Source organism: Oceanospirillum maris DSM 6286 (genome assembly GCF_000422865.1).
GTDB classification, from domain to species: Bacteria; Pseudomonadota; Gammaproteobacteria; order Pseudomonadales; family Halomonadaceae; genus Oceanospirillum; species Oceanospirillum maris.
Genome location: NZ_KE383936.1, coordinates 391571 through 410322 on the forward strand (window position 1 = coordinate 391571; position 18752 = coordinate 410322).

16 protein-coding genes are annotated in these 18752 nt (G+C 45.4%); 15 read left to right on the forward strand and 1 reads right to left on the reverse strand.

Annotated elements, in window-relative coordinates:
- Positions 1-13 precede the first annotated feature (13 nt).
- From ftsL to lpxC, 14 genes are all read left to right on the forward strand, one after another.
- Positions 14-457: a cell division protein FtsL gene (gene ftsL, locus G517_RS20280; RefSeq protein WP_051206414.1), complete on the forward strand. Its 444-nt coding sequence runs from the start codon at positions 14-16 to the stop codon at positions 455-457.
- Positions 457-2148, forward strand: coding sequence for a peptidoglycan D,D-transpeptidase FtsI family protein (locus tag G517_RS0113860; protein ID WP_028304903.1), 1692 nt, complete (start codon positions 457-459; stop codon positions 2146-2148). Before ftsL ends, G517_RS0113860 begins: the two co-directional genes overlap by 1 nt.
- Positions 2138-3778, forward strand: a complete 1641-nt coding sequence (locus tag G517_RS19310; protein ID WP_051206415.1) for a UDP-N-acetylmuramoyl-L-alanyl-D-glutamate--2,6-diaminopimelate ligase — start codon at positions 2138-2140, stop codon at positions 3776-3778. The genes G517_RS0113860 and G517_RS19310 overlap by 11 nt, the downstream gene beginning before the upstream one ends.
- On the forward strand, positions 3775-5238 hold the full coding sequence (locus tag G517_RS0113870; RefSeq protein WP_028304904.1) for a UDP-N-acetylmuramoyl-tripeptide--D-alanyl-D-alanine ligase: 1464 nt from the start codon (positions 3775-3777) through the stop codon (positions 5236-5238). The genes G517_RS19310 and G517_RS0113870 overlap by 4 nt, the downstream gene beginning before the upstream one ends.
- 96 nt (positions 5239-5334) lie before the next feature.
- Positions 5335-6417: a phospho-N-acetylmuramoyl-pentapeptide-transferase gene (mraY, locus tag G517_RS0113875; protein ID WP_028304905.1), complete on the forward strand. Its 1083-nt coding sequence runs from the start codon at positions 5335-5337 to the stop codon at positions 6415-6417.
- Between the two features lie 153 nt (positions 6418-6570).
- Positions 6571-7905 carry a UDP-N-acetylmuramoyl-L-alanine--D-glutamate ligase gene (gene murD, locus G517_RS0113880; RefSeq protein WP_028304906.1) on the forward strand — a complete coding sequence of 445 codons (1335 nt, stop codon included), beginning with the start codon at positions 6571-6573 and terminating at the stop codon, positions 7903-7905.
- Positions 7895-9190, forward strand: coding sequence for a putative lipid II flippase FtsW (ftsW, locus tag G517_RS0113885; RefSeq protein ID WP_342662512.1), 1296 nt, complete (start codon positions 7895-7897; stop codon positions 9188-9190). Before murD ends, ftsW begins: the two co-directional genes overlap by 11 nt.
- Positions 9165-10325, forward strand: a complete 1161-nt coding sequence (gene murG / locus G517_RS0113890; protein ID WP_084632257.1) for an undecaprenyldiphospho-muramoylpentapeptide beta-N-acetylglucosaminyltransferase — start codon at positions 9165-9167, stop codon at positions 10323-10325. The genes ftsW and murG overlap by 26 nt, the downstream gene beginning before the upstream one ends.
- 28 nt (positions 10326-10353) lie before the next feature.
- On the forward strand, positions 10354-11757 hold the full coding sequence (murC, locus tag G517_RS0113895; protein WP_245543263.1) for a UDP-N-acetylmuramate--L-alanine ligase: 1404 nt from the start codon (positions 10354-10356) through the stop codon (positions 11755-11757).
- Positions 11750-12700, forward strand: a complete 951-nt coding sequence (locus G517_RS0113900) for a D-alanine--D-alanine ligase (RefSeq protein ID WP_036591529.1) — start codon at positions 11750-11752, stop codon at positions 12698-12700. The genes murC and G517_RS0113900 overlap by 8 nt, the downstream gene beginning before the upstream one ends.
- Before the next feature lie 40 nt (positions 12701-12740).
- On the forward strand, positions 12741-13439 hold the full coding sequence (locus tag G517_RS0113905) for a cell division protein FtsQ/DivIB (protein WP_028304911.1): 699 nt from the start codon (positions 12741-12743) through the stop codon (positions 13437-13439).
- Positions 13440-13565: 126 nt separating this feature from the next.
- Positions 13566-14825 (forward strand): cell division protein FtsA, encoded by a 1260-nt coding sequence (gene ftsA, locus G517_RS0113910; protein ID WP_245543256.1) that lies wholly within the window; start codon positions 13566-13568, stop codon positions 14823-14825.
- Positions 14826-14862: 37 nt separating this feature from the next.
- The gene (gene ftsZ, locus G517_RS0113915; RefSeq protein ID WP_028304913.1) at positions 14863-16041 is read left to right on the forward strand and encodes a cell division protein FtsZ; all 1179 of its coding nucleotides are present in this window, start codon (positions 14863-14865) and stop codon (positions 16039-16041) included.
- A 143-nt stretch (positions 16042-16184) separates the two neighbouring features.
- A complete protein-coding gene (lpxC, locus tag G517_RS0113920) occupies positions 16185-17096 on the forward strand; it encodes a UDP-3-O-acyl-N-acetylglucosamine deacetylase (protein WP_028304914.1) in 912 nt (303 codons plus the stop codon).
- 120 nt (positions 17097-17216) lie between these two features.
- Here lpxC and G517_RS0113925 read toward each other — a convergent pair whose 3' ends face one another.
- Complete coding sequence (locus G517_RS0113925; protein ID WP_028304915.1) at positions 17217-17675, reverse strand: DciA family protein; 459 nt, start codon at positions 17673-17675, stop codon at positions 17217-17219.
- Between the two features lie 68 nt (positions 17676-17743).
- Between G517_RS0113925 and G517_RS21265 the strand changes: the two genes are divergently transcribed.
- Positions 17744-18673 carry a M23 family metallopeptidase gene (locus G517_RS21265; protein WP_028304916.1) on the forward strand — a complete coding sequence of 310 codons (930 nt, stop codon included), beginning with the start codon at positions 17744-17746 and terminating at the stop codon, positions 18671-18673.
- Positions 18674-18752 lie beyond the last annotated feature (79 nt).

An 18752-nucleotide genomic window follows, 5' to 3' on the forward strand; every position in this document is an offset into this window, starting at 1 on the left:
GGTTTGTTCCGCCATGAGTTCCAATCAAGTCGCATCACGTAACGAAGCCAAAACTAAAAATGCTAAACATACAGCCTTACAAAGGCTGCCGGTTTTGCAGCGGATTCGTGTGGAACTCTTGGCGCTGTTGCCTGAATCACTCTCTTACTCTGCTCGGTTGTTTATCGGGTTTAGTTTACTAACCTTGATCTCTTCTTTGCTGGTGATTTATGCGGCCTATGAGAACCGGCTGGCTTATGCTTCGCTACAAAACCTAGATCGCCAGCAGAGGCTGTATGATGTGGAGTGGGGGCAACTGCTGCTTGAGCGGAGCACACTGGCATCACCGAGTCGAATTGAAGCCATTGCCCGCAACTCATTGCAGATGCAATTGATTTCCTCTGATAAAGTCCAGATTGTTATCCCTGAATCACTGGAATCTTCTCCTTCTTCCTTGGCACCGGCAAAGGCTGACTAATGAGAAAGAAACCTATTCTGGCCATTATTGGTCTTCGTTATCCTATTGCATTATGCGTCTTGCTTCTTGCTGGTTTATTACTGGCGGGGCGGATGGTGCACCTACATATTGCCGATAGAGATTTTTTACAAGAACAGGGTGATGCTCGAAGCGTGCGGATTGACAGTATTCCCGGTTATCGTGGAATGATTCAAGACCGTAACGGTGAACCTCTTGCACTGAGTACACCAGTGACAACGTTATGGGCCAATCCCAAGCACTTCCAGGCCAGTGATGAGAAGCTTGCCGCATTGGCTAAAGCGATTGATATGCCTGTGGTTCGGTTGAAAAGACGTTTAGCTGCCGCTGAAGGTAAAGGTTTTATTTATCTGCGCCGGCATATGATTCCTGAAGAAGCTAAGATTGCCCTTGACCTTAATATCGCAGGTGTTTATGGCCAGCCAGAATATAAACGATATTATCCAGCCCATGAGATGGCTGCACATTTGGTTGGTTTTACCAATATTGATGATAAGGGGCAGGAAGGATTGGAACTGGCCTTTGATGCGGCTTTGAAAGGTAAACCTGGTCAGAAAAAAGTGCTTAAAGATCGCCGAGGCCATGTTTTTCGTGACCTTCAAGTTTTAGAACGCCCCCAACCAGGCCAAGATATACAGTTGACCATTGATCTTAATTTACAGTTTATGGCTTACCGTGAGCTAAAAGCTGCGGTGGATCAGCATGGTGCCAAAGCTGGTGCCGTTGTTTTGTTGGACGCAGAAAGTGGTGAAGTATTGGCCATGGTTAGCCAGCCATCCTACAACCCGAATGACCGAAGTTCTCTGGATTTGGCCGCATTGCGCAACCGTCCTCTTATCGATCTGTTTGAACCGGGTTCAACTATTAAACCTTTAACCATCGCATCCGCTATCGCCAGTGGGCATTACAAAGCTGATGATATAGTCGACACTTCACCGGGCTATCTTCGCTTAGGGGGCCATAGTATTCGGGATTTTCGCAATTACGGCCCTTTAAGCCTGACCAATATAATTACTAAATCGAGTAACGTAGGGGTGGCTAAAATGGCTCTCTCGATGCCGATTGATACAGTTTGGTCTTATTTGCAGCAGATGGGATTGGGGCAAACCACGGGTATCGGTTTTCCGGGTGAAGGTGTTGGTTCTTTAGTCGCGCCACGCTTAGGCCAGAAAGCTAAAATTGCCACGATGGCCTATGGCTACGGGCTTGCCGTGACGTCATTGCAATTGGCGCAGGCCTATCAGGTATTGGCGAATCATGGCGTGAAAAAATATGTGTCTTTGCTTAAGCGTGCAGATAAATTACCCGATGAGCGCATTATACCGGAGAGCACCGCTAATCGTGTGGTAGAGATGATGGAAACAGTAACAACGCGAGGTGGTACGGGTACTCGGGCGGCTATCCCAGGTTATCGTATTGGCGGCAAAACAGGTACGGTCCATAAAGTTGGGTCAACCGGTTATGAGTATGAGTATATGGCTATTTTTGCCGGTATTGCTCCTGTTTCTGATCCTAAGGTTGTGGCTATCGTTTGGGTTGATAGCCCATCGGGTCGTGAGTATCACGGTGGCGAGGTTGCTGCACCAATCTTTGGACGTATTATGGGCAATGCGCTACGTTACTTAAATGTTGCTCCCGATAAGGAGATTCAGGAGACCACTGATGCTCGCTAATAATTTTATACCCACTGATAACCGTTTTGTCCCCTATCTGCAGCAAAAACTTGTCGTACTTTTTCCCGAGCTCTTGCCTGAATTCTTTTCTGATCGATCCACTACTCCAGCCTTGACGGGGCTATTGCGTATCGACTCCCGGCAAATTGAGCGCCACGATATTTTTGTCGCTCTTAATGGTACTCAGCATAAAGGCCGTGATTTTATTCCCTCCGCCATAGAGAAGGGCGCGGGTTTGGTCTTGCTGGAGTCTGATGTTGATACGCTCTATTGGGTTGAATCCATACCGATTGTGGCGCTTAAAGACTTACGTCATCGCTTAGGCGCTTGGTTGGCAGCAGCCGGCGAGCTAAATACAGGTTCACCGCACTTGATTGGCATTACGGGAACCAATGGTAAAACATCGGTTAGCCATTACCTTGCTCAACTATTAGAGATGCTCGGTGAGAAAGCCGCGGTTATTGGGACGGTTGGAATCGGTGCATTAAATGATCTTAAAACAGCAACCCATACTACGCCGGATCTGATTCAACTACATCAGGTGTTAGCCACGCTAAAAAGGCAAGATTTTAACTATCAGGTGATGGAGGTTTCCTCTCACGCTCTTGATCAAAAACGTACCGCTGGCGTGCCTTTTGAAGTGGGTATTTTTACCAATTTAAGCCGAGACCATCTTGATTACCATGGCACTATGGCGGCTTATGGTGCTGCGAAATCAGCCTTATTTACTCAATACCCTTTGTCGGTTGCTCTATTAAATGCCGATGATGCTTATTACCCTGAGTTGAAGGCGACGATTGCATCGAATAATACTGATGTTCGTTTGCTAAGTTACAGTCTTGATAAAACCGATGCGGACCTTTATTGCGAGACGCTATTAGCTCATCCTCAAGGATTTCAGCTGACCTTAAATGGTCGTTGGGGTTCGTTTGATGTGTCGTTACCGCTATTGGGTGATTTTAATGTGGCGAATGCTTTAGCGGCCACTGCTGTGCTTTTTGCTCTTGGCTTTAAGCCTGATCAGGTTGTTGCTCAACTGCGACAGATTAAGCCCGTGGCGGGGCGTATGCAGTTAGTCTCTATCAATGAAGCGTTAAGCGGCGATAACTGCAAGGATTCTAACGTTAACAGGCTGCCTAAGGTTGTTGTCGATTATGCTCATACACCGGATGCCTTAGAAAATGCTTTGCTTGCCGTGGGCGGGCATATTCAAGGATGTCTGTGGTGTGTTTTTGGTTGCGGTGGTGATCGAGATGCGGGGAAACGACCTCTAATGGCTGAAGTGGCCTCTCGTTTGTCCGATAACGTTATTGTGACTAGCGATAATCCTAGAAGTGAAAATCCCGCTGATATTGTATTTCAAGTGGAAGCTGGATTAATAAAGCCTGCCACCTTGGTTGATGTTGATCGCCAGCGAGCGATCGAACAGGCGATACTGCGGGCTGATACTGATGACGTTATTCTAATTGCCGGCAAAGGCCACGAGACCTACCAAGAGATTCAAGGTGTGCGTCATTACTTCGATGATGTTGATGTTGCACAGGCAGCTTTGCGGTTAAGGGGGCATCAGGCTTTGGTGTCTCAAACCACAGCGTCGTCTCTAACCCCTGCAGAAGGAACGTCTTTATGATCCGCGCACTTTTATTGAGTGAATTACAGCAGTATTTTGGTGGCGAGCGGCTTAAGGGCGATGTGGCATTTACGGGGATAGAAACGGATTCTCGGGCAAATCTATCGGGTAACGTTTTTTTAGCATTAAAAGGTGAGCGTTTTGACGGTCATCTTTTTTGCCAACAGGCGCAAAATCAAGGGGCTGTTGGTTTGGTTGTGAGTGATTATCAACCTGATATCGACCTGCCTCAATGGCTTGTGCCTGATACTCGTATCGCTTTAGGCCAGATTGCCACTTACAATCGTGGGTTATTTACTGGGCCGGTTATTGCGATTACGGGTAATAGTGGCAAAACAACGGTTAAAGAGATGCTGGGCGCTATTTTGACCGAGGCAGTTGGTCAGAATAAGGTGTTGATTACTGCGGGCAATTTCAATAACGATATTGGCGTACCTTTGACATTGATGCGTTTAAGCGAGCAGCATCAATATGCGGTGATTGAACTGGGTGCAAATCATCTAGGTGAAATCGACTACTGCGGGAGGATTGCACGGCCCGATATCGGCGTGGTACTGAATGTTACAGGTGCCCATTTAGGTGAATTTGGCTCGATTCAACAAATAGCGCAGGCTAAGGGTGAGTTGATACAGGTCTTGGGTTCTGAAGGCAAAATTGTGGTTAACTACGATGATGCTTTTGTCGATTACTGGATTAGTCTTGCGGGTGAGCGATTATTAACCGGCTATTCAATGCTGAAGTTTGATTCTGATCAGGCTGTTATTGCAGAAGAATCTGAAGGAAATTCTGTAGAGCGCTCTGTAGGAAGTTCTGTAGAGAAAATTGATCTATACGCTACCGATCTACAGGTGACGGAATGCGGTTATCGTTTTAATCTCTGTGTCTCGGATCGTTTAGCAGATGCTAGGCATTTATCGGAAAGACGTATTCCTGTTCAATTACAAGTCCCAGCTCGCCATAATGTGAGCAATGCTTTGGCGGCTGCTTCAGCAGCACTGCAGTTGGGACTTGATTTGACGTGCATCGCTCAAGGGTTGAATCACTTTTCTGGAGTGAGTGGTCGCTTGCAAACGGTTACAGGGCTTCAACAGTCTCGTATCATCAATGACAGTTACAATGCTAACCCAGGATCTGTTAGAGCCGCGATTGATACATTAATGGATTACTCCGGTGAGCATATTCTGGTACTAGGCGATATTGGTGAGTTAGGCGCTGCTACAGAGCAAGCCCATCAAGAATTGGGAATCTATGCGAAAGCCAAGGGCGTGGGACGTCTATTGACTATCGGGCAGTTCACAGCATTGACCTGCCAAGCGTTTGGTTCGGGGGCGGAACACTTTGCTGATAAGGCATCTCTGATTGCTGCCATAAAACCGCATTTAAAAAGTGATACGACGCTTCTTGTTAAAGGTTCTCGTAGTTCAAAGATGGAATTAGTTGTTACGGGGCTTACGCTGTAATACTAATAACATATCTAGCATTTGCCCAAGATTGCCCCTTTTAATATTATAATGAAAATGCCCCAAAGAGGGCTAAAACAAGGAAATAACCTACAAATGCTTCTGATTTTTGCCGATTGGCTCGCCGATTACTACAGCCCTTTTACTGTCTTTAATTACCTAACCCTGCGGGCTATTCTTGGTGTGTTAACGGCTCTGGCGTTGTCATTGTTCCTAGGGCCTTGGATGATTCGTAAGTTAGTGTCTGCTCAGATTGGGCAATCGGTTCGTAATGACGGGCCCCAAAGCCACCTGAGCAAAAATGGTACGCCAACTATGGGTGGTGCCTTAATTATTTGCTCTATTGGGGTCAGTACGCTGCTATGGGCGGACTTAAATAATCGTTATGTATGGGTTGTATTGCTGGTTACGCTACTGTTTGGTGCCGTAGGTTGGGTTGATGATTATCGAAAAGTGGTTGAAAAGAATTCTCGCGGATTGCCCGGTAAATGGAAATATTTTTGGCAATCAATAGCAGGCTTTGGTGCTGCAATTTTTCTATTCCAAACCGCGCCGTCACCAGCCGAAACCTCTTTGATATTGCCTTTTATCAAAGATTTTAGTTGGGAAATGGGGGGCTTTTTTGTTGTGCTTACCTACTTTGTGATTGTCGGGACGAGTAATGCCGTTAATTTAACGGATGGCCTTGATGGTTTAGCTATCTTGCCGACGGTTATGGTGGCCTCGGCTTTGGGTGTTTTTGCCTATGTATCCGGTAATACTGAGTTTTCTACGTATCTGAATATTCCTTATATTGCAGGCTCTGGCGAGCTGTTGGTCTTTTGCGCCACCATCGCGGGAGCGGGCTTAGGTTTTCTCTGGTTTAACACCTACCCTGCGCAAGTATTTATGGGGGATGTGGGGGCTTTGGCTCTTGGGGCGGCTTTAGGTGTGGTTGCGGTTATTGTGCGCCAAGAAGTTGTACTCTTTATTATGGGTGGTGTTTTCGTGATGGAGACGGTGTCTGTTATTTTACAGGTCGCCTCTTTTAAACTGACAGGACGACGTATTTTTAGAATGGCGCCGATTCATCACCACTTTGAACTTAAGGGGTGGCCTGAACCACGGGTGATTGTTCGTTTTTGGATTATTACGGTTGTTCTGGTATTAATTGGTCTAGCAACATTAAAACTGCGTTAAAACAAAAAACGGGCTAAAACAAACTGAAACTCTTTATATCGTATAGACCGGCAGAGTTATCGTTTTAGCAGTCTTTAAAACGCGTATAAACCAGGATGGTGGGTACGCAACGTTATTTCGCGGCAACCGTGCCGCTTAACCGAGGATGTCACTGTGTCCCATAGCGTTATTATAGGTTTAGGTCAGACGGGGCTATCATGCGCTCGTTTTCTGGCAAGCAAGGGAGAGCACTTCGCTATCGCGGATACTCGTTTTAACCCACCGGGTTTGACCGAGTTTGAACTAGAGTTTCCCCATATTGAACTTTGGTTAGGCCCTTTAGACGCAGGGCCATTGTGTGATGCTTCTCAGCTTATTGTTAGCCCCGGTATCTCTATTAGCGAACCTGCTATTGCTAGGGCACTTGATGCTGGCGTTCCTGTTATCGGAGATGTTGAACTTTTTATTCGTGAAGTTTCCACACCGATTGTCGCTATTACTGGCTCGAATGCAAAAAGCACGGTGACCAGTCTAGTGGCACATATGGCTGTCAAGGCGGGCATTGACGTTGGAGCTGGCGGCAATATTGGTTTACCTGTATTAGATTTACTTTCTGAGGGCGAGAAAGAGCTTTATGTGTTGGAGTTGTCATCGTTCCAATTAGAAACAACCCATAGCTTACGGGCTAAAGTGGCAACTATCTTAAACTTGAGCGCCGATCATCTTGATAGGTACCCTGATATGCTGGAGTATGGCTTAGCTAAACAGCGTATTTATACGGGCTGTGAAACAGCGGTTATTAACCGTGATGATGATGCAACTCAGCCGGTTCATGAGTTCAAAAGTAATCTCGTGAGTTTTGGCTTAAATCGACCTGAAGCAGGGCAGTTTGGCTTGCTGACTTGGGGTGGTGGTGTTTGGTTAGCTGAAGGTGATAAGGCTCTGATTTCTGTAGATGAGATCGCTTTAACCGGCCGTCACGGCCAGATTAATGCACTATCTGCTTTGGCTCTGGGTCAAGGTGCAGGGCTTCCTATGGACGCTATGTTGGCAGCATTGAAGGACTTCAAAGGTTTAGACCACCGTTGTCAGTTAATTCAAACTCACAACGGTGTTCGTTTTATTGATGATTCTAAAGGCACTAATGTTGGCGCAACCGTTGCGGCTTTAAATGGTTTGGCTGGTGAAGGGAAAATAGTTCTTATCGCTGGCGGTGATGGTAAAGCTGCTGTCTTTGATGAGCTGGCAGCGCCGATTGCTAAGCATTGCCGTGGAGTGGTGCTTATTGGGCGGGATGCTAATTTGATTGCGGATGTGCTGAGCGCTGATATACCCGTTTACAAAGTCGGATCAATGGATGAGGCTGTTCATAAAGCGGTAGCATTAGCTCAAAACGGTGATCAGGTGCTTTTATCCCCTGCCTGTGCCAGTTGGGATATGTTTAAAAGCTATATTGCTCGAGGTCAGGCATTTGTCTCTGCCGTTAAGGGTATTTGTAGTGCTAGCTGATCAAAAACAGCAACTGATAAAACGTGTTACCCGTGGGCGTGAAAGTGTTGAGCGCCTAGCGGCGTCTTGTTATCAACAGATGCGCCCATTGCTTGAGTTATTAAACGTGGTGCATGTCAATCGAGAAATGACCCGCCGTTTAGACGGTTGGTTGTTGTTCTCTGCTTTGTTTCTACTATTCCTTGGTTGGTTGATGGTGACATCTGCCTCCATGGAAGTGGCGGGTAGTCGCTACGGTAATCCCTTCTTTTTTAGCTTACGCCACGGTATTTATCTATTGATGGGGTTAGGGCTTGGCTTGTTTATTGTTCTTGTACCGATGCGTTGGTGGTACGACAACAGTTTTGCTCTGCTTCTTTTAGCTTTTATTCTCCTAATAGCCGTATTGATACCGGGTATCGGGCGGGAGGTAAACGGTAGTTCGCGCTGGATATCTCTAGGCTTAGTCAATTTACAGGCATCTGAATTAGCTAAGTTATTTATGGTGGTTTATTTGGCTGGCTATTTAGTCCGCCGTTTGGATGAGGTTCGTGAACAGTGGTCAGGTTTTATTAAGCCATTAGGCGTTATGGTCTTTATGGGGCTATTACTGATTATGGAGCCTGATTACGGCGCTACCGTTGTTATTCTGGGCAGTATGCTAGGGATGTTGTTTCTTTCTGGCGTAGGTATGAAACGCTTTTTGCTGCTGCTTGTTAGCACCGTTTGTATGGCGGGCTTTATCGCTTTATTGCAGCCTTATCGGATGAAACGTCTGACAACCTATTTTGATCCTTGGGCCGCTCAATTTGATTCAGGTTATCAGTTGACCCAGGCATTGATTGCTTTTGGTCGAGGTGGTTGGTCCGGTTTAGGGCTGGGTAATAGTGTGCAGAAACTTTTTTACTTACCTGAAGCTCACACTGACTTTGTTTTTGCGATTTTGGCTGAAGAGCTTGGGCTAATTGGTGCGCTTGTGGCGCTCATTATTTATGGGCTTTTGATTTATCGTATGATTTCAATTGCTCAGAAAGCCGGCAAGGTTGGTTTGCTTTTCCACTGTTACACCGGTTTTGGTTTGGCGTTAGTGATAGCCGCTCAGACGTTTATTAATATTGGCGTGAATACAGGTTTGTTGCCGACCAAGGGATTAACGCTGCCCTTTATGAGTTATGGCGGTAGTAGTCTGTTGATTAGTTGTGTCATGGTAGCCATTTGCCTGAGAATTGATCAAGAAATTCGCCATAAACTAGATGACGATGAAAATAGAAGAGCTGAATATGCCCGTCGACGCGCAAGAAAGTAAACCCTTAGGGGCTAATGACCGCTCTGGTGGTCCTCCAGTCTTGACCGGGCGCTATAGGGGAAAGAAGGTGATGTTAATGGCCGGAGGTACTGGTGGTCACGTGATTCCTGCGCTTTCTCTAGCGGATCAATTTCGGGCAGAAGGCTTAGACGTTGAATGGTTGGGTAGTCCTCAAGGTATTGAAAATCGTTTGGTACCTGCCGCCGGTATTCCTTTAAATTGTATTGAGGTTGTTGGTCTACGGGGTAAAGGCTTGCTACGAAAACTGGTTGCCCCGCTCCTTATATTGAGAGCGGTGCAGCAGGCGATGACTATTTTGCGTCGTTTTAAGCCTGACTTTGTTGTGGGGTTGGGCGGCTTTGCCAGTGGCCCAGGTGGGATTGCTGCTCGCGTACTTGGTATTCCTGTTTATATCCATGAACAAAATGCAGTCGCTGGCATGACAAACCGTTGGCTCTCTAAGATTGCACGGCAAACCTATGCTGCTTTTCCTGGGGCCTTTTCTGCAACAGTTGGTGCTGAGGTTGTGGGTAATCCTGTGCGAGAAAGTTTATTGTCGATACCGGATAAAACATATTTTGATGAAAAATATGATGCCAAGCTAAGAGTACTCGTTATTGGTGGTAGCTTAGGTGCACAGGTGTTTAATGAGCGTATGCCTGATGCATTGGCTTTGATGACGCAAGATCAACGACCAGATGTTTGGCACCAAACAGGTAAAGGTAAATTAGAGGCGACACAGGCACGTTATAAAAGCTTAGATGTTTCTGTCAAAAGCCAAGAGTTTATTGATGATATGACAGGGGCTTTTGACTGGGCTGATTTAGTTGTTTGCCGAGCAGGGGCCTTAACGGTCTCTGAACTTGCGGCGGCGGGTAGAGCTTCAGTCTTAGTTCCCCTTCCTATTGCTGTTGATGATCACCAAACGGCAAATGCCCGCTTTTTAGTTGAAGCGGATGCAGGTATTCTGCTGCCACAAAAAGAGATGGATACGCAGGTGTTAGCAGATCTTTTGCAACAGTTGGCGAGTGATCCTAAAAAAGTTTTAGCGATGGGCAAAAATGCTCGTCGTGTTGCACGGCCGTTGGCAACAGAGGCGGTGGTACAAGGGTGTTTGGAGAAGAGTTTTGGCTGAAGATAAAGTGGGTTATCAAGTACCAGAGATGCGCCGTATTCGTCGAGTTCATTTTGTTGGCATTGGTGGTGTTGGTATGTGCGGCATCGCAGAAGTGTTATTGAATCAGGGCTACTCTATCTCAGGCTCGGATCTTAAGAAATCCGCCAGTGTGCAGCGTTTGCTAGATTTAGGTGCTGAAGTATTTATCGGTCATGATGAATCTAATGTTTTTGGTGCAGATGTTATCGTAGTTTCAACGGCGATCAATACAGATAACCCTGAAATAGCCTGTGCGGTACAGCGCCGGATTCCTATTGTGCGTCGCGCTGAAATGTTAGCGGAGCTTATGCGCTTTCGTCACGGTATTGCCGTTGCAGGTACTCATGGTAAAACCACAACGACCAGCTTGATGGCGACGGTTTTAGCGGAAGGTAAGCTTGATCCTACCTTTGTGATTGGTGGGCGTCTCAATAGTGCTGGTAGCAATGCTCGACTGGGTGAGAGTCGCTATTTGGTTGCAGAAGCGGATGAAAGTGATGCTTCTTTTTTACACTTACAACCAATGGTTGCCATTGTCACAAATATAGATGCTGATCATATGTCGACCTATGGCGGTGATTTTAACAAGCTTAAACAGACGTTTATCGATTTTTTACATAACCTGCCCTTCTATGGATTGGCAGTGATCTGTGTTGACGATCCTGTTGTTCGCGAGTTAATGCCAAAGATCAGTCGGCCTATTTTAACCTATGGCTTTAGTGATGATGCGGACTACCGTGTTGAAAATTTGATACAGAAAGGGCAAGTGATTCAGTTTACGGCTTGTCGTCCAGATGGCTATAAAGATCTTGACATAACGCTGAATATGCCTGGGCGACATAATGCCTTAAATGCGCTTGCGACCATTGCGGTTGCAACGGATGAAAATGTTAGCGATGAAGCGATTGTTGCTGGCTTAGCTCGATTTGACGGTGTTGGTCGTCGTTTCCAAGTATTGGGTCAACTTGAGCATGAACGTGGACAAGCAATGTTGGTTGATGATTACGGTCATCACCCAACAGAGGTTGAAGCAACTATTAAAGCCGTTCGTGGCGGATGGCCTGAAAAGCGTCTTGTAATGGTGTACCAACCCCATCGCTATAGTCGTACTCGTGACTTGTATGAAGATTTTGTGCAGGTTTTGTCAGGGGTAGATAAATTGCTCTTGATGGATGTTTATGCCGCAGGAGAAGAACCGATACCAGGGGCTGAAGGTCGAGCCCTAAGTCGTAGTATCCGTGAAAGAGGGCAGGTCGAGCCAATCTTTATTCCTGAAAAATCAGAGCTTAAGGCGATCCTAAAGTCTGTTCTACAGGATGGCGATATTCTCTTGCTACAGGGGGCAGGTGATATTGGTGGTTTGGCCGTGGATCTAGGTAATGACGGTCTTAAGGAGGTTGATGATGAATAAGTTACTAAAAGAGCCTTCTGCTGATATGCGTGTTGCAGTTTTGTATGGCGGCATGTCTGCTGAGAGAGACGTATCGCTGAAAAGTGGTAGCGCTGTCATTGACGCGTTAAAAAGTGTGAATGTTGACGTTATCGGCATTGATATTCGAGTCGATAGTGATTGGCTGCAACAGTTGCAGCAGGCTCAGTTTGATATTGCCTTTTTGGCACTTCATGGTCGTGGTGGTGAAGACGGTACGATTCAAGGCTTACTGGATTGCTTAGGGATTCCTTACACCGGTAGTGGTGTTTTAGGCTCAGCTCTAGCGATGGATAAACTAAAAACCAAACAAATTTGGCAAACATTAGGCTTGCCAACGCCACGTTACTCTTGGGTTGATGCAGAGACAAATCTTAATGATGTTTGGGATCAGCTAGGCGGCATGCCGCTTATGGTAAAGCCAGTCCATGAAGGTTCTAGCATTGGCATGTCTAAGGTTGATCATCTTGATCAGCTGAAAAGTGCCGTTGCTAAAGCCGCAGACCTAGATAGCTGTATTTTAGTTGAGCAGTGGGTTCAGGGGCGGGAGTTTACTGTTGCGATTCTAAATGGTGAGGCTTTACCTGTTATAGGATTGGAAACCCATCATCAATTCTATGATTACGAAGCTAAATATCTGGTTAACGATACACGTTACCTCTTGCCTTGTGGCTTGAGCGAAGAGCAAGAAAAATCCATTCAAGCGTTATCACTTAATGCTTTTAATGTGGTGGGGTGTCAAGATTGGGGGCGAGTTGATCTGATGCTTGATGCTGACGGTCAGCCCCAGCTATTAGAAGTGAATACATTGCCGGGAATGACCGATCATAGCTTAGTGCCCATGGCGGCAAAGGCAAGAGGCTATAGTTTTGCTGAACTCGTTTTGGCTATTATTCAAGCGGCTAAGCAGCGTTATGGACTGTAAGTCTTAATATCACTGAAAATATAAATAGATTGGAGTCTGTGTGTTTAATCTGCCTTGGCGTATCCACTGGCTTAACCCTTTGGTTCTAACTGCTGTCTTTGTTTTGTGTGTTGCCGCAGCTAAGGGGGTGCAACCTCTATTTTATTGGCCTGTTGAAGGGGTTAAGGTGATCGGGGCAATGGAGCGTTTAGAGCAAAAAAAACTGCAGTATGCTTTGGCGGATTCGTTGGCAGAAGGTTTTTTGGCCTCAGACTTAGATAATGTTAAAGATTCCGTTGAATCTTTACCCTGGGTTGGCAGCGCTAAAGTACGGCGTTTATGGCCTGAACAGATTGAAGTTGTGCTGTCTGAAAAAAAGCCCGTCGCAAATTGGTTGCAAAATGGCTTCCTTGACTCTAATCTAGTTGCCTTTTTCCCAGCGGATTACTCGGGCTTTGAAAGTTTACCTAAATTAGCTGGGCCTGTAGGGTCGGAGCGAAAAGTATGGGAGTTTTATCAAGCTGTTTCTCAGCAAATGGATGTGTTAGAGGTGCAAGTTGATGTGGTTTCTATGGCAAAACATGGGGCTTGGTCGCTGCACTTAAAAAATGGACCATGGATACTTTTAGGTAAAGATCAAACACGTGAGCGTCTAAAACGTTTAAACTCAGTTTATACCAGCTTAAATAACCGTTGGGAGGAGGTTCGTTTGATTGATATGCGATACCCTAACGGTTTTTCTGTTGAATGGACGCAATAGAATTTATAATCTACGGCACTATTTAAATTATCCTAAATTATCTTAAGTTGTACTTTAATATTATCTTAAGTTTTATTTCGGTTTACGTTAAGCGTTGAGGAGATTGCCCGGCTTATGGCTGCAAACATGACAAATAACAATATGGTTGTCGGGCTTGATATCGGAACATCAAAAATTGTTGCTATTGTCGGCCATCGAACTGAAGACGGTGAAGTTGAAATAGTGGGTATCGGTTCTCATCCCTCCCGTGGGCTGAAAAAAGGCGTCGTCATTAATATTGAGTCTACGGTGCTTTCGATTCAGCGAGCGATTGAAGAAGCAGAATTAATGGCTGGCTGTAATATACATTCTGTGAATGTTGGTATAGCAGGCAGTCATATTCGTAGTATGAACTCTGATGGTGTTGCCTCTACATCAAACCGTGAGGTGACAGAGGATGATATTGACCGTGTGGTGAGCTCTGCCCGCGAAAAGGCAACATCACGCATAACGACTGATCAAGATATCATTCATGTTATTCCTCAGGAATACACGATTGACCAGCATGAAGGCATTAAAGAGCCGCTAGGTATGTCGGGCCGTGAGATTAAGGTTCAGGTTCATTTAGTGACCGCCGCGGTTAATGCTATCCAGAATATCGTTAAGTGCGTCGGACGATGCGGGCTAGAGGTTGATGGCATTATTTTGGAGCAACTTGCCTCCAGTTATGCCGTACTTAACCAAGATGAGCAGGAATTAGGTGTCTGCCTTATTGATGTTGGTGGTGGAACTACTGATATTGCCATTTTCACTGAAGGTGCTATTAAGCACACTTCGGTTATCCCTATTGCGGGCGACCAAGTGACGAATGATATTGCGATGGCCCTACGTACGCCAACGCAAAATGCTGAAGAGATTAAAATAAAATATGCATGTGCACTAACGCAGCTTGCGAGTGAAGATCACGTTTTTCAGGTGCCTAGTGTTGGAGAGCGGCCCCCACAGGAATTATCACGTCAGCGATTAGCTGAAGTGGTAGAGCCTCGCTATGAAGAACTTTTTACTCTAGTACTCGATGAAATTCGTCGAAGTGGCTACGAAGAGCTTATTCCTGCAGGAATAGTGCTCACAGGTGGAACCTCTAAGATGGAAGGCGTTGTTCAGCTTGCAGAAGAAATTTTCCATATGCAAGTTAGGGTGGCGTCCCCTAGTAATATTAAGGGATTATCGGATGTTGTTGGAAATCCGATATACTCTACAGGTGTAGGACTTCTGATATACGGTCTGGAAAATACCAGTGCGACATCTTCTCGCACACCCTATGTCGAAGAGCATTCATCCTCTATTGAAGGCGATGATGCAAGCATCGTTGACAAAATTAGAGGTTGGTTCAAGGGAAACTTCTAATTTAAGCTGCGTTTAGTGCGTTTGAGGAGACTGAAATATGTTTGAAATTTTAGATAATGCAGCAAACGCCAATGCTGTCATCAAAGTCGTTGGTGTTGGTGGTGGTGGTGGTAATGCGGTTACCCATATGCTTCGTCATAATGTTGAAGGTGTCGATTTTATTGTTGCAAACACGGATGCTCAAGCGCTGAAGAAAGTTGAAGCGAAGAGTATTCTGCAACTAGGAAGCGAGCTAACAAAAGGTCTTGGCGCTGGTGCGAATCCAGAAGTTGGCCGTCAGGCGGCTTTAGAGGATCGTGAGCGAATTGCAGAGCTGCTTAATGGTTCTGATATGGTTTTTATTGCTGCGGGCATGGGTGGTGGTACCGGTACCGGTGGCGCGCCAGTGATTGCAGAAGTTGCCCGTGAACTTGGTATTTTAACCGTTGCGGTTGTTACAAAGCCGTTTCCGTTTGAAGGCCGTAAGCGTATGGCTATTGCGGATGAAGGGATTCGGGCGTTATCTGAGCATGTCGATTCTCTAATCACTATTCCTAATGAGAAATTGCTGACCGCTCTTGGTAAAAATACCAGTCTGTTGCAGGCATTTGGCGAAGCGAATAATGTGTTATTAGGCGCTGTGCAAGGTATTGCTGACTTGATTACACGCCCAGGCATGATTAACGTCGATTTCGCCGATGTGCGTACGGTTATGTCTGAAAAGGGCATGGCAATGATGGGCACAGGTACTGCAAGTGGTGAAAATCGTGCAATTGAGGCAACAGAGAAAGCGATCCGTAGTCCTCTGTTAGAAGATATTGATCTACGGGATGCTCGGGGTATTTTGGTTAATATTTCAGCAGGCTCTGATTTCTCTATTGGTGAATTTACTGCGGTGGGTGACTTGCTGGATGAGTTCTCATCTGAGCACTCAACTGTTGTGATTGGTACTTCAATTGATCCTGAAATGGATAGTAATGATGAAGTGAAAGTGACAGTTGTTGCTGCTGGGTTAGAGCAAGATCGTGTTCGAGCCGAAGTGCCTACCAAACCTGTTGCACCTGTTAAGCCTCCTGTATCTACCGCTCCTGTGGATTACACAAAGCTTGATCGTCAGCCAGCAATGACCCGTAAAGGTCAGGATGCTAATGCCTCTGCGGTTAAGAAGCAGGCTGAAGGTAAGACTGATATGGATTATTTGGATATTCCAGCATTTTTGCGTCGCCAAGCGGATTAGAATTATTCGCTATAGGCTGTTTAAATTAATTTAATTATTAATTTATGACATAATATGCACAAAAATGAAACAAACCTAATGGTTGTTTTCTTATGGTATCTGTTACCATACGAAGACCTCCTCTACGATGAAAAGAAATTGGCATGATTAAACAGCGGACTTTAAAGAATACAATTCGGGCAACAGGTGTTGGGCTTCACTCAGGCGAGAAAGTTTATCTGACCTTGCGTCCTGCCGCTGTAGATACCGGTATTGTTTTTCGTCGTACTGACTTGGATCCTGTTGTTGAAATTAAAGCAACAGCCACCAATGTTAGTGAAACAACACTGTCGACAACGATCTCTCAAGGGGATGTTAAAGTTGGCACGGTTGAGCATTTGCTTTCAGCGCTTGCTGGCTTAGGGATTGATAACCTGTATGTTGAAGTTAGCGCGCCTGAAGTACCCATTATGGATGGCAGCTCTGGCCCTTTTGTCTTTCTCGTGCAATCGGCAGGTATTAATGAGCAGGATGCGGCTAAAAGATTTATTCGTATCAAGCAACCGATAACAGTTGAGGATGGTGATAAGAAGGCTTCTTTTCTTCCCTATAACGGATTTAAAGTTTCTTTTGCAATAGATTTTGACCATCCTGTTTTTGCTTCACAACGGCAAGAAATATCGATCGATTTTTCTAGCACTTCATTTGTTAAAGAAGTAAGTCGTGCGCGTACTTTTGGCTTTATGCAAGATATAGAATTTTTGCGCTCTAAGAATCTAGCGCTTGGCGGTAGCATGGATAATGCGATCGTTGTTGATGAATACAGCATCTTGAATGAAGATGGCTTGCGTTATGAAGATGAGTTTGTACGTCATAAAGTGCTTGATGCCATTGGTGACCTTTATTTGCTAGGTTATGGCCTAGTTGGAGAGTTCCAGGGTGTGAAGTCCGGACATGGCCTGAATAACAGACTATTGCGTGAACTGTTAGCCGATGAGAATTCATACGAAGTTATTACGTTTGAAGAATCTGAAGAGTCGCCTATTTCTTATATGAAGCCTGCAGCAGCGGTCTAATGTGATCGTTGATTGGATATAAAAAAATTGAATTGACATAAAATAGCCTCCGCAAGGAGGCTTTTTTATATATTTAATGATTACCTGACCAAGCTCTTCTTGCTAGTGCTTTTGCCGAGATCAGTTTGGATGGCGCATATGGTAGGCGAGTTTGGTAAGGCTATCTTTTAATTTCTGATCTGAGCATTGCTCAACGGCCAAATCAATCTCTTTTGCAATGCGCTCGGAGCGGTGAGGATGTTCGATTTCGGCTTTAACTGGGCTATGCTTTGCGGGTCGAACCTTAATCGTCACTTTTTCAATCCGTGCCCAGCTATACATTTGATTTATTTTTTGTATTACTTGGCGTTGTTGAAGTCTAAGCCTTGTTAACAGGGCGGCAGAAGTGATGTGAATGACAACTTCAGAGCGACTAATGTTGGCGACTTTAGCCCTTGATGCCATAGCTGAAGGTAATAAAAAGGATATTTCTGTATCTAATTGTTTCAGAACATCCGCTTTGTGCCACAGCTTTGCCAGTAAGGTATTTTCTTTGTTAATAATCTCATTCAGGCGTTTTGTCGAACGATGTGATCGCATATACTGTGTCTGCTAATGGGTCAAGTAAAAAAGTATTTTGTATACGGAAATAAAAAAAGGTTGGTTTGATGAATATCGTAATTTTAAATGATAACCACTCAGCGTCAAAAAACCTATGCATCTCAGGCTGGATGATGGGCTTTTTATTGACGGTATTCATTATCGCCCCTCTTTCTATTGGTGGTGCTGGTCTTTACTTTACACTGAATAATGAAGCACCTCTACTGACAGAGGAGTCTGCACAGGAGTGGTTGGATGATATCCGTCAGCAAAAAACAGATATTGATCTTTTGCGCCGTAACTCCCAAGAGCAACTTGATGCTCTGACGGTTCGCATTGCTGAACTGCAGGCTCGCCTTGTTCGACTTGATGCTTTAGGCAAGCGCTTGACTCATATTGCAGATCTTGAAGAGGGTGAGTTTGACTTTGATCGCACTCCTCCTGTGGGTGGGCCTGAAACCCTTGAAATGGGTGTTAGCGTGGATGTCGATGATTTTGTTTCAACTATTGATGATTTAGCTCGTACAATTGATGATCGTGAACAACAACTCCAAGTGATTGAGTCGCTGCTTGGTAGCCGTAAAATCCAAGATGATGTGTTTATTGCGGGTCGACCTATAAAGAAAGGCTGGCTATCGTCTAAATACGGTAAGCGGACAGACCCTTTTACTGGGCGTATTGCTTGGCATGATGGTGTTGATTTTGCTGGTAAAGATGGATCTGATGTTATTGCTGTAGCGGCCGGTGTTATAACTTGGGCCGCACCTCGTTACGGTTATGGCATTCTTGTTGAAATAGATCATGGTGGAGGCTATACCACTCGCTACGCTCATAGTAAAAAAGCGTTAGTTAAAGCAGGGGATATTGTAAGCAAGGGACAGGTAATCGCATTACTGGGAAGTAGTGGCCGTTCAACTGGCCCACACGTTCATTATGAAGTAAGACATCGCGGTCGATCTGTCGATCCTGCCAAATTTATTTATCGCGCGAGTCGATAAACCCCTTCAGAATCATTTCTGCCCGCATAAGTACGTGTTACTATGCGGGCAGAATTTATATATTTTCCCACGCCTTAAC

Bases quoted from the DNA above. Each gene is read 5' to 3' on its own strand.
- ftsZ (WP_028304913.1), top strand. From the start codon at position 14,863: ATGTTTGAAATTTTAGATAATGCAGCAAACGCCAATGCTGTCATCAAA.
- murC (WP_245543263.1), top strand. From the start codon at position 10,354: ATGCGCCGTATTCGTCGAGTTCATTTTGTTGGCATTGGTGGTGTTGGT.
- G517_RS0113900 (WP_036591529.1), top strand. From the start codon at position 11,750: ATGAATAAGTTACTAAAAGAGCCTTCTGCTGATATGCGTGTTGCAGTT.
- G517_RS0113870 (WP_028304904.1), top strand. From the start codon at position 3,775: ATGATCCGCGCACTTTTATTGAGTGAATTACAGCAGTATTTTGGTGGC.
- G517_RS19310 (WP_051206415.1), top strand. From the start codon at position 2,138: ATGCTCGCTAATAATTTTATACCCACTGATAACCGTTTTGTCCCCTAT.
- mraY (WP_028304905.1), top strand. From the start codon at position 5,335: ATGCTTCTGATTTTTGCCGATTGGCTCGCCGATTACTACAGCCCTTTT.
- G517_RS21265 (WP_028304916.1), top strand. From the start codon at position 17,744: ATGAATATCGTAATTTTAAATGATAACCACTCAGCGTCAAAAAACCTA.
- ftsA (WP_245543256.1), top strand. From the start codon at position 13,566: ATGACAAATAACAATATGGTTGTCGGGCTTGATATCGGAACATCAAAA.
- lpxC (WP_028304914.1), top strand. From the start codon at position 16,185: ATGATTAAACAGCGGACTTTAAAGAATACAATTCGGGCAACAGGTGTT.
- G517_RS0113860 (WP_028304903.1), top strand. From the start codon at position 457: ATGAGAAAGAAACCTATTCTGGCCATTATTGGTCTTCGTTATCCTATT.
- ftsL (WP_051206414.1), top strand. From the start codon at position 14: ATGAGTTCCAATCAAGTCGCATCACGTAACGAAGCCAAAACTAAAAAT.
- G517_RS0113925 (WP_028304915.1), bottom strand. From the start codon at position 17,675: ATGCGATCACATCGTTCGACAAAACGCCTGAATGAGATTATTAACAAA.
- murG (WP_084632257.1), top strand. From the start codon at position 9,165: ATGCCCGTCGACGCGCAAGAAAGTAAACCCTTAGGGGCTAATGACCGC.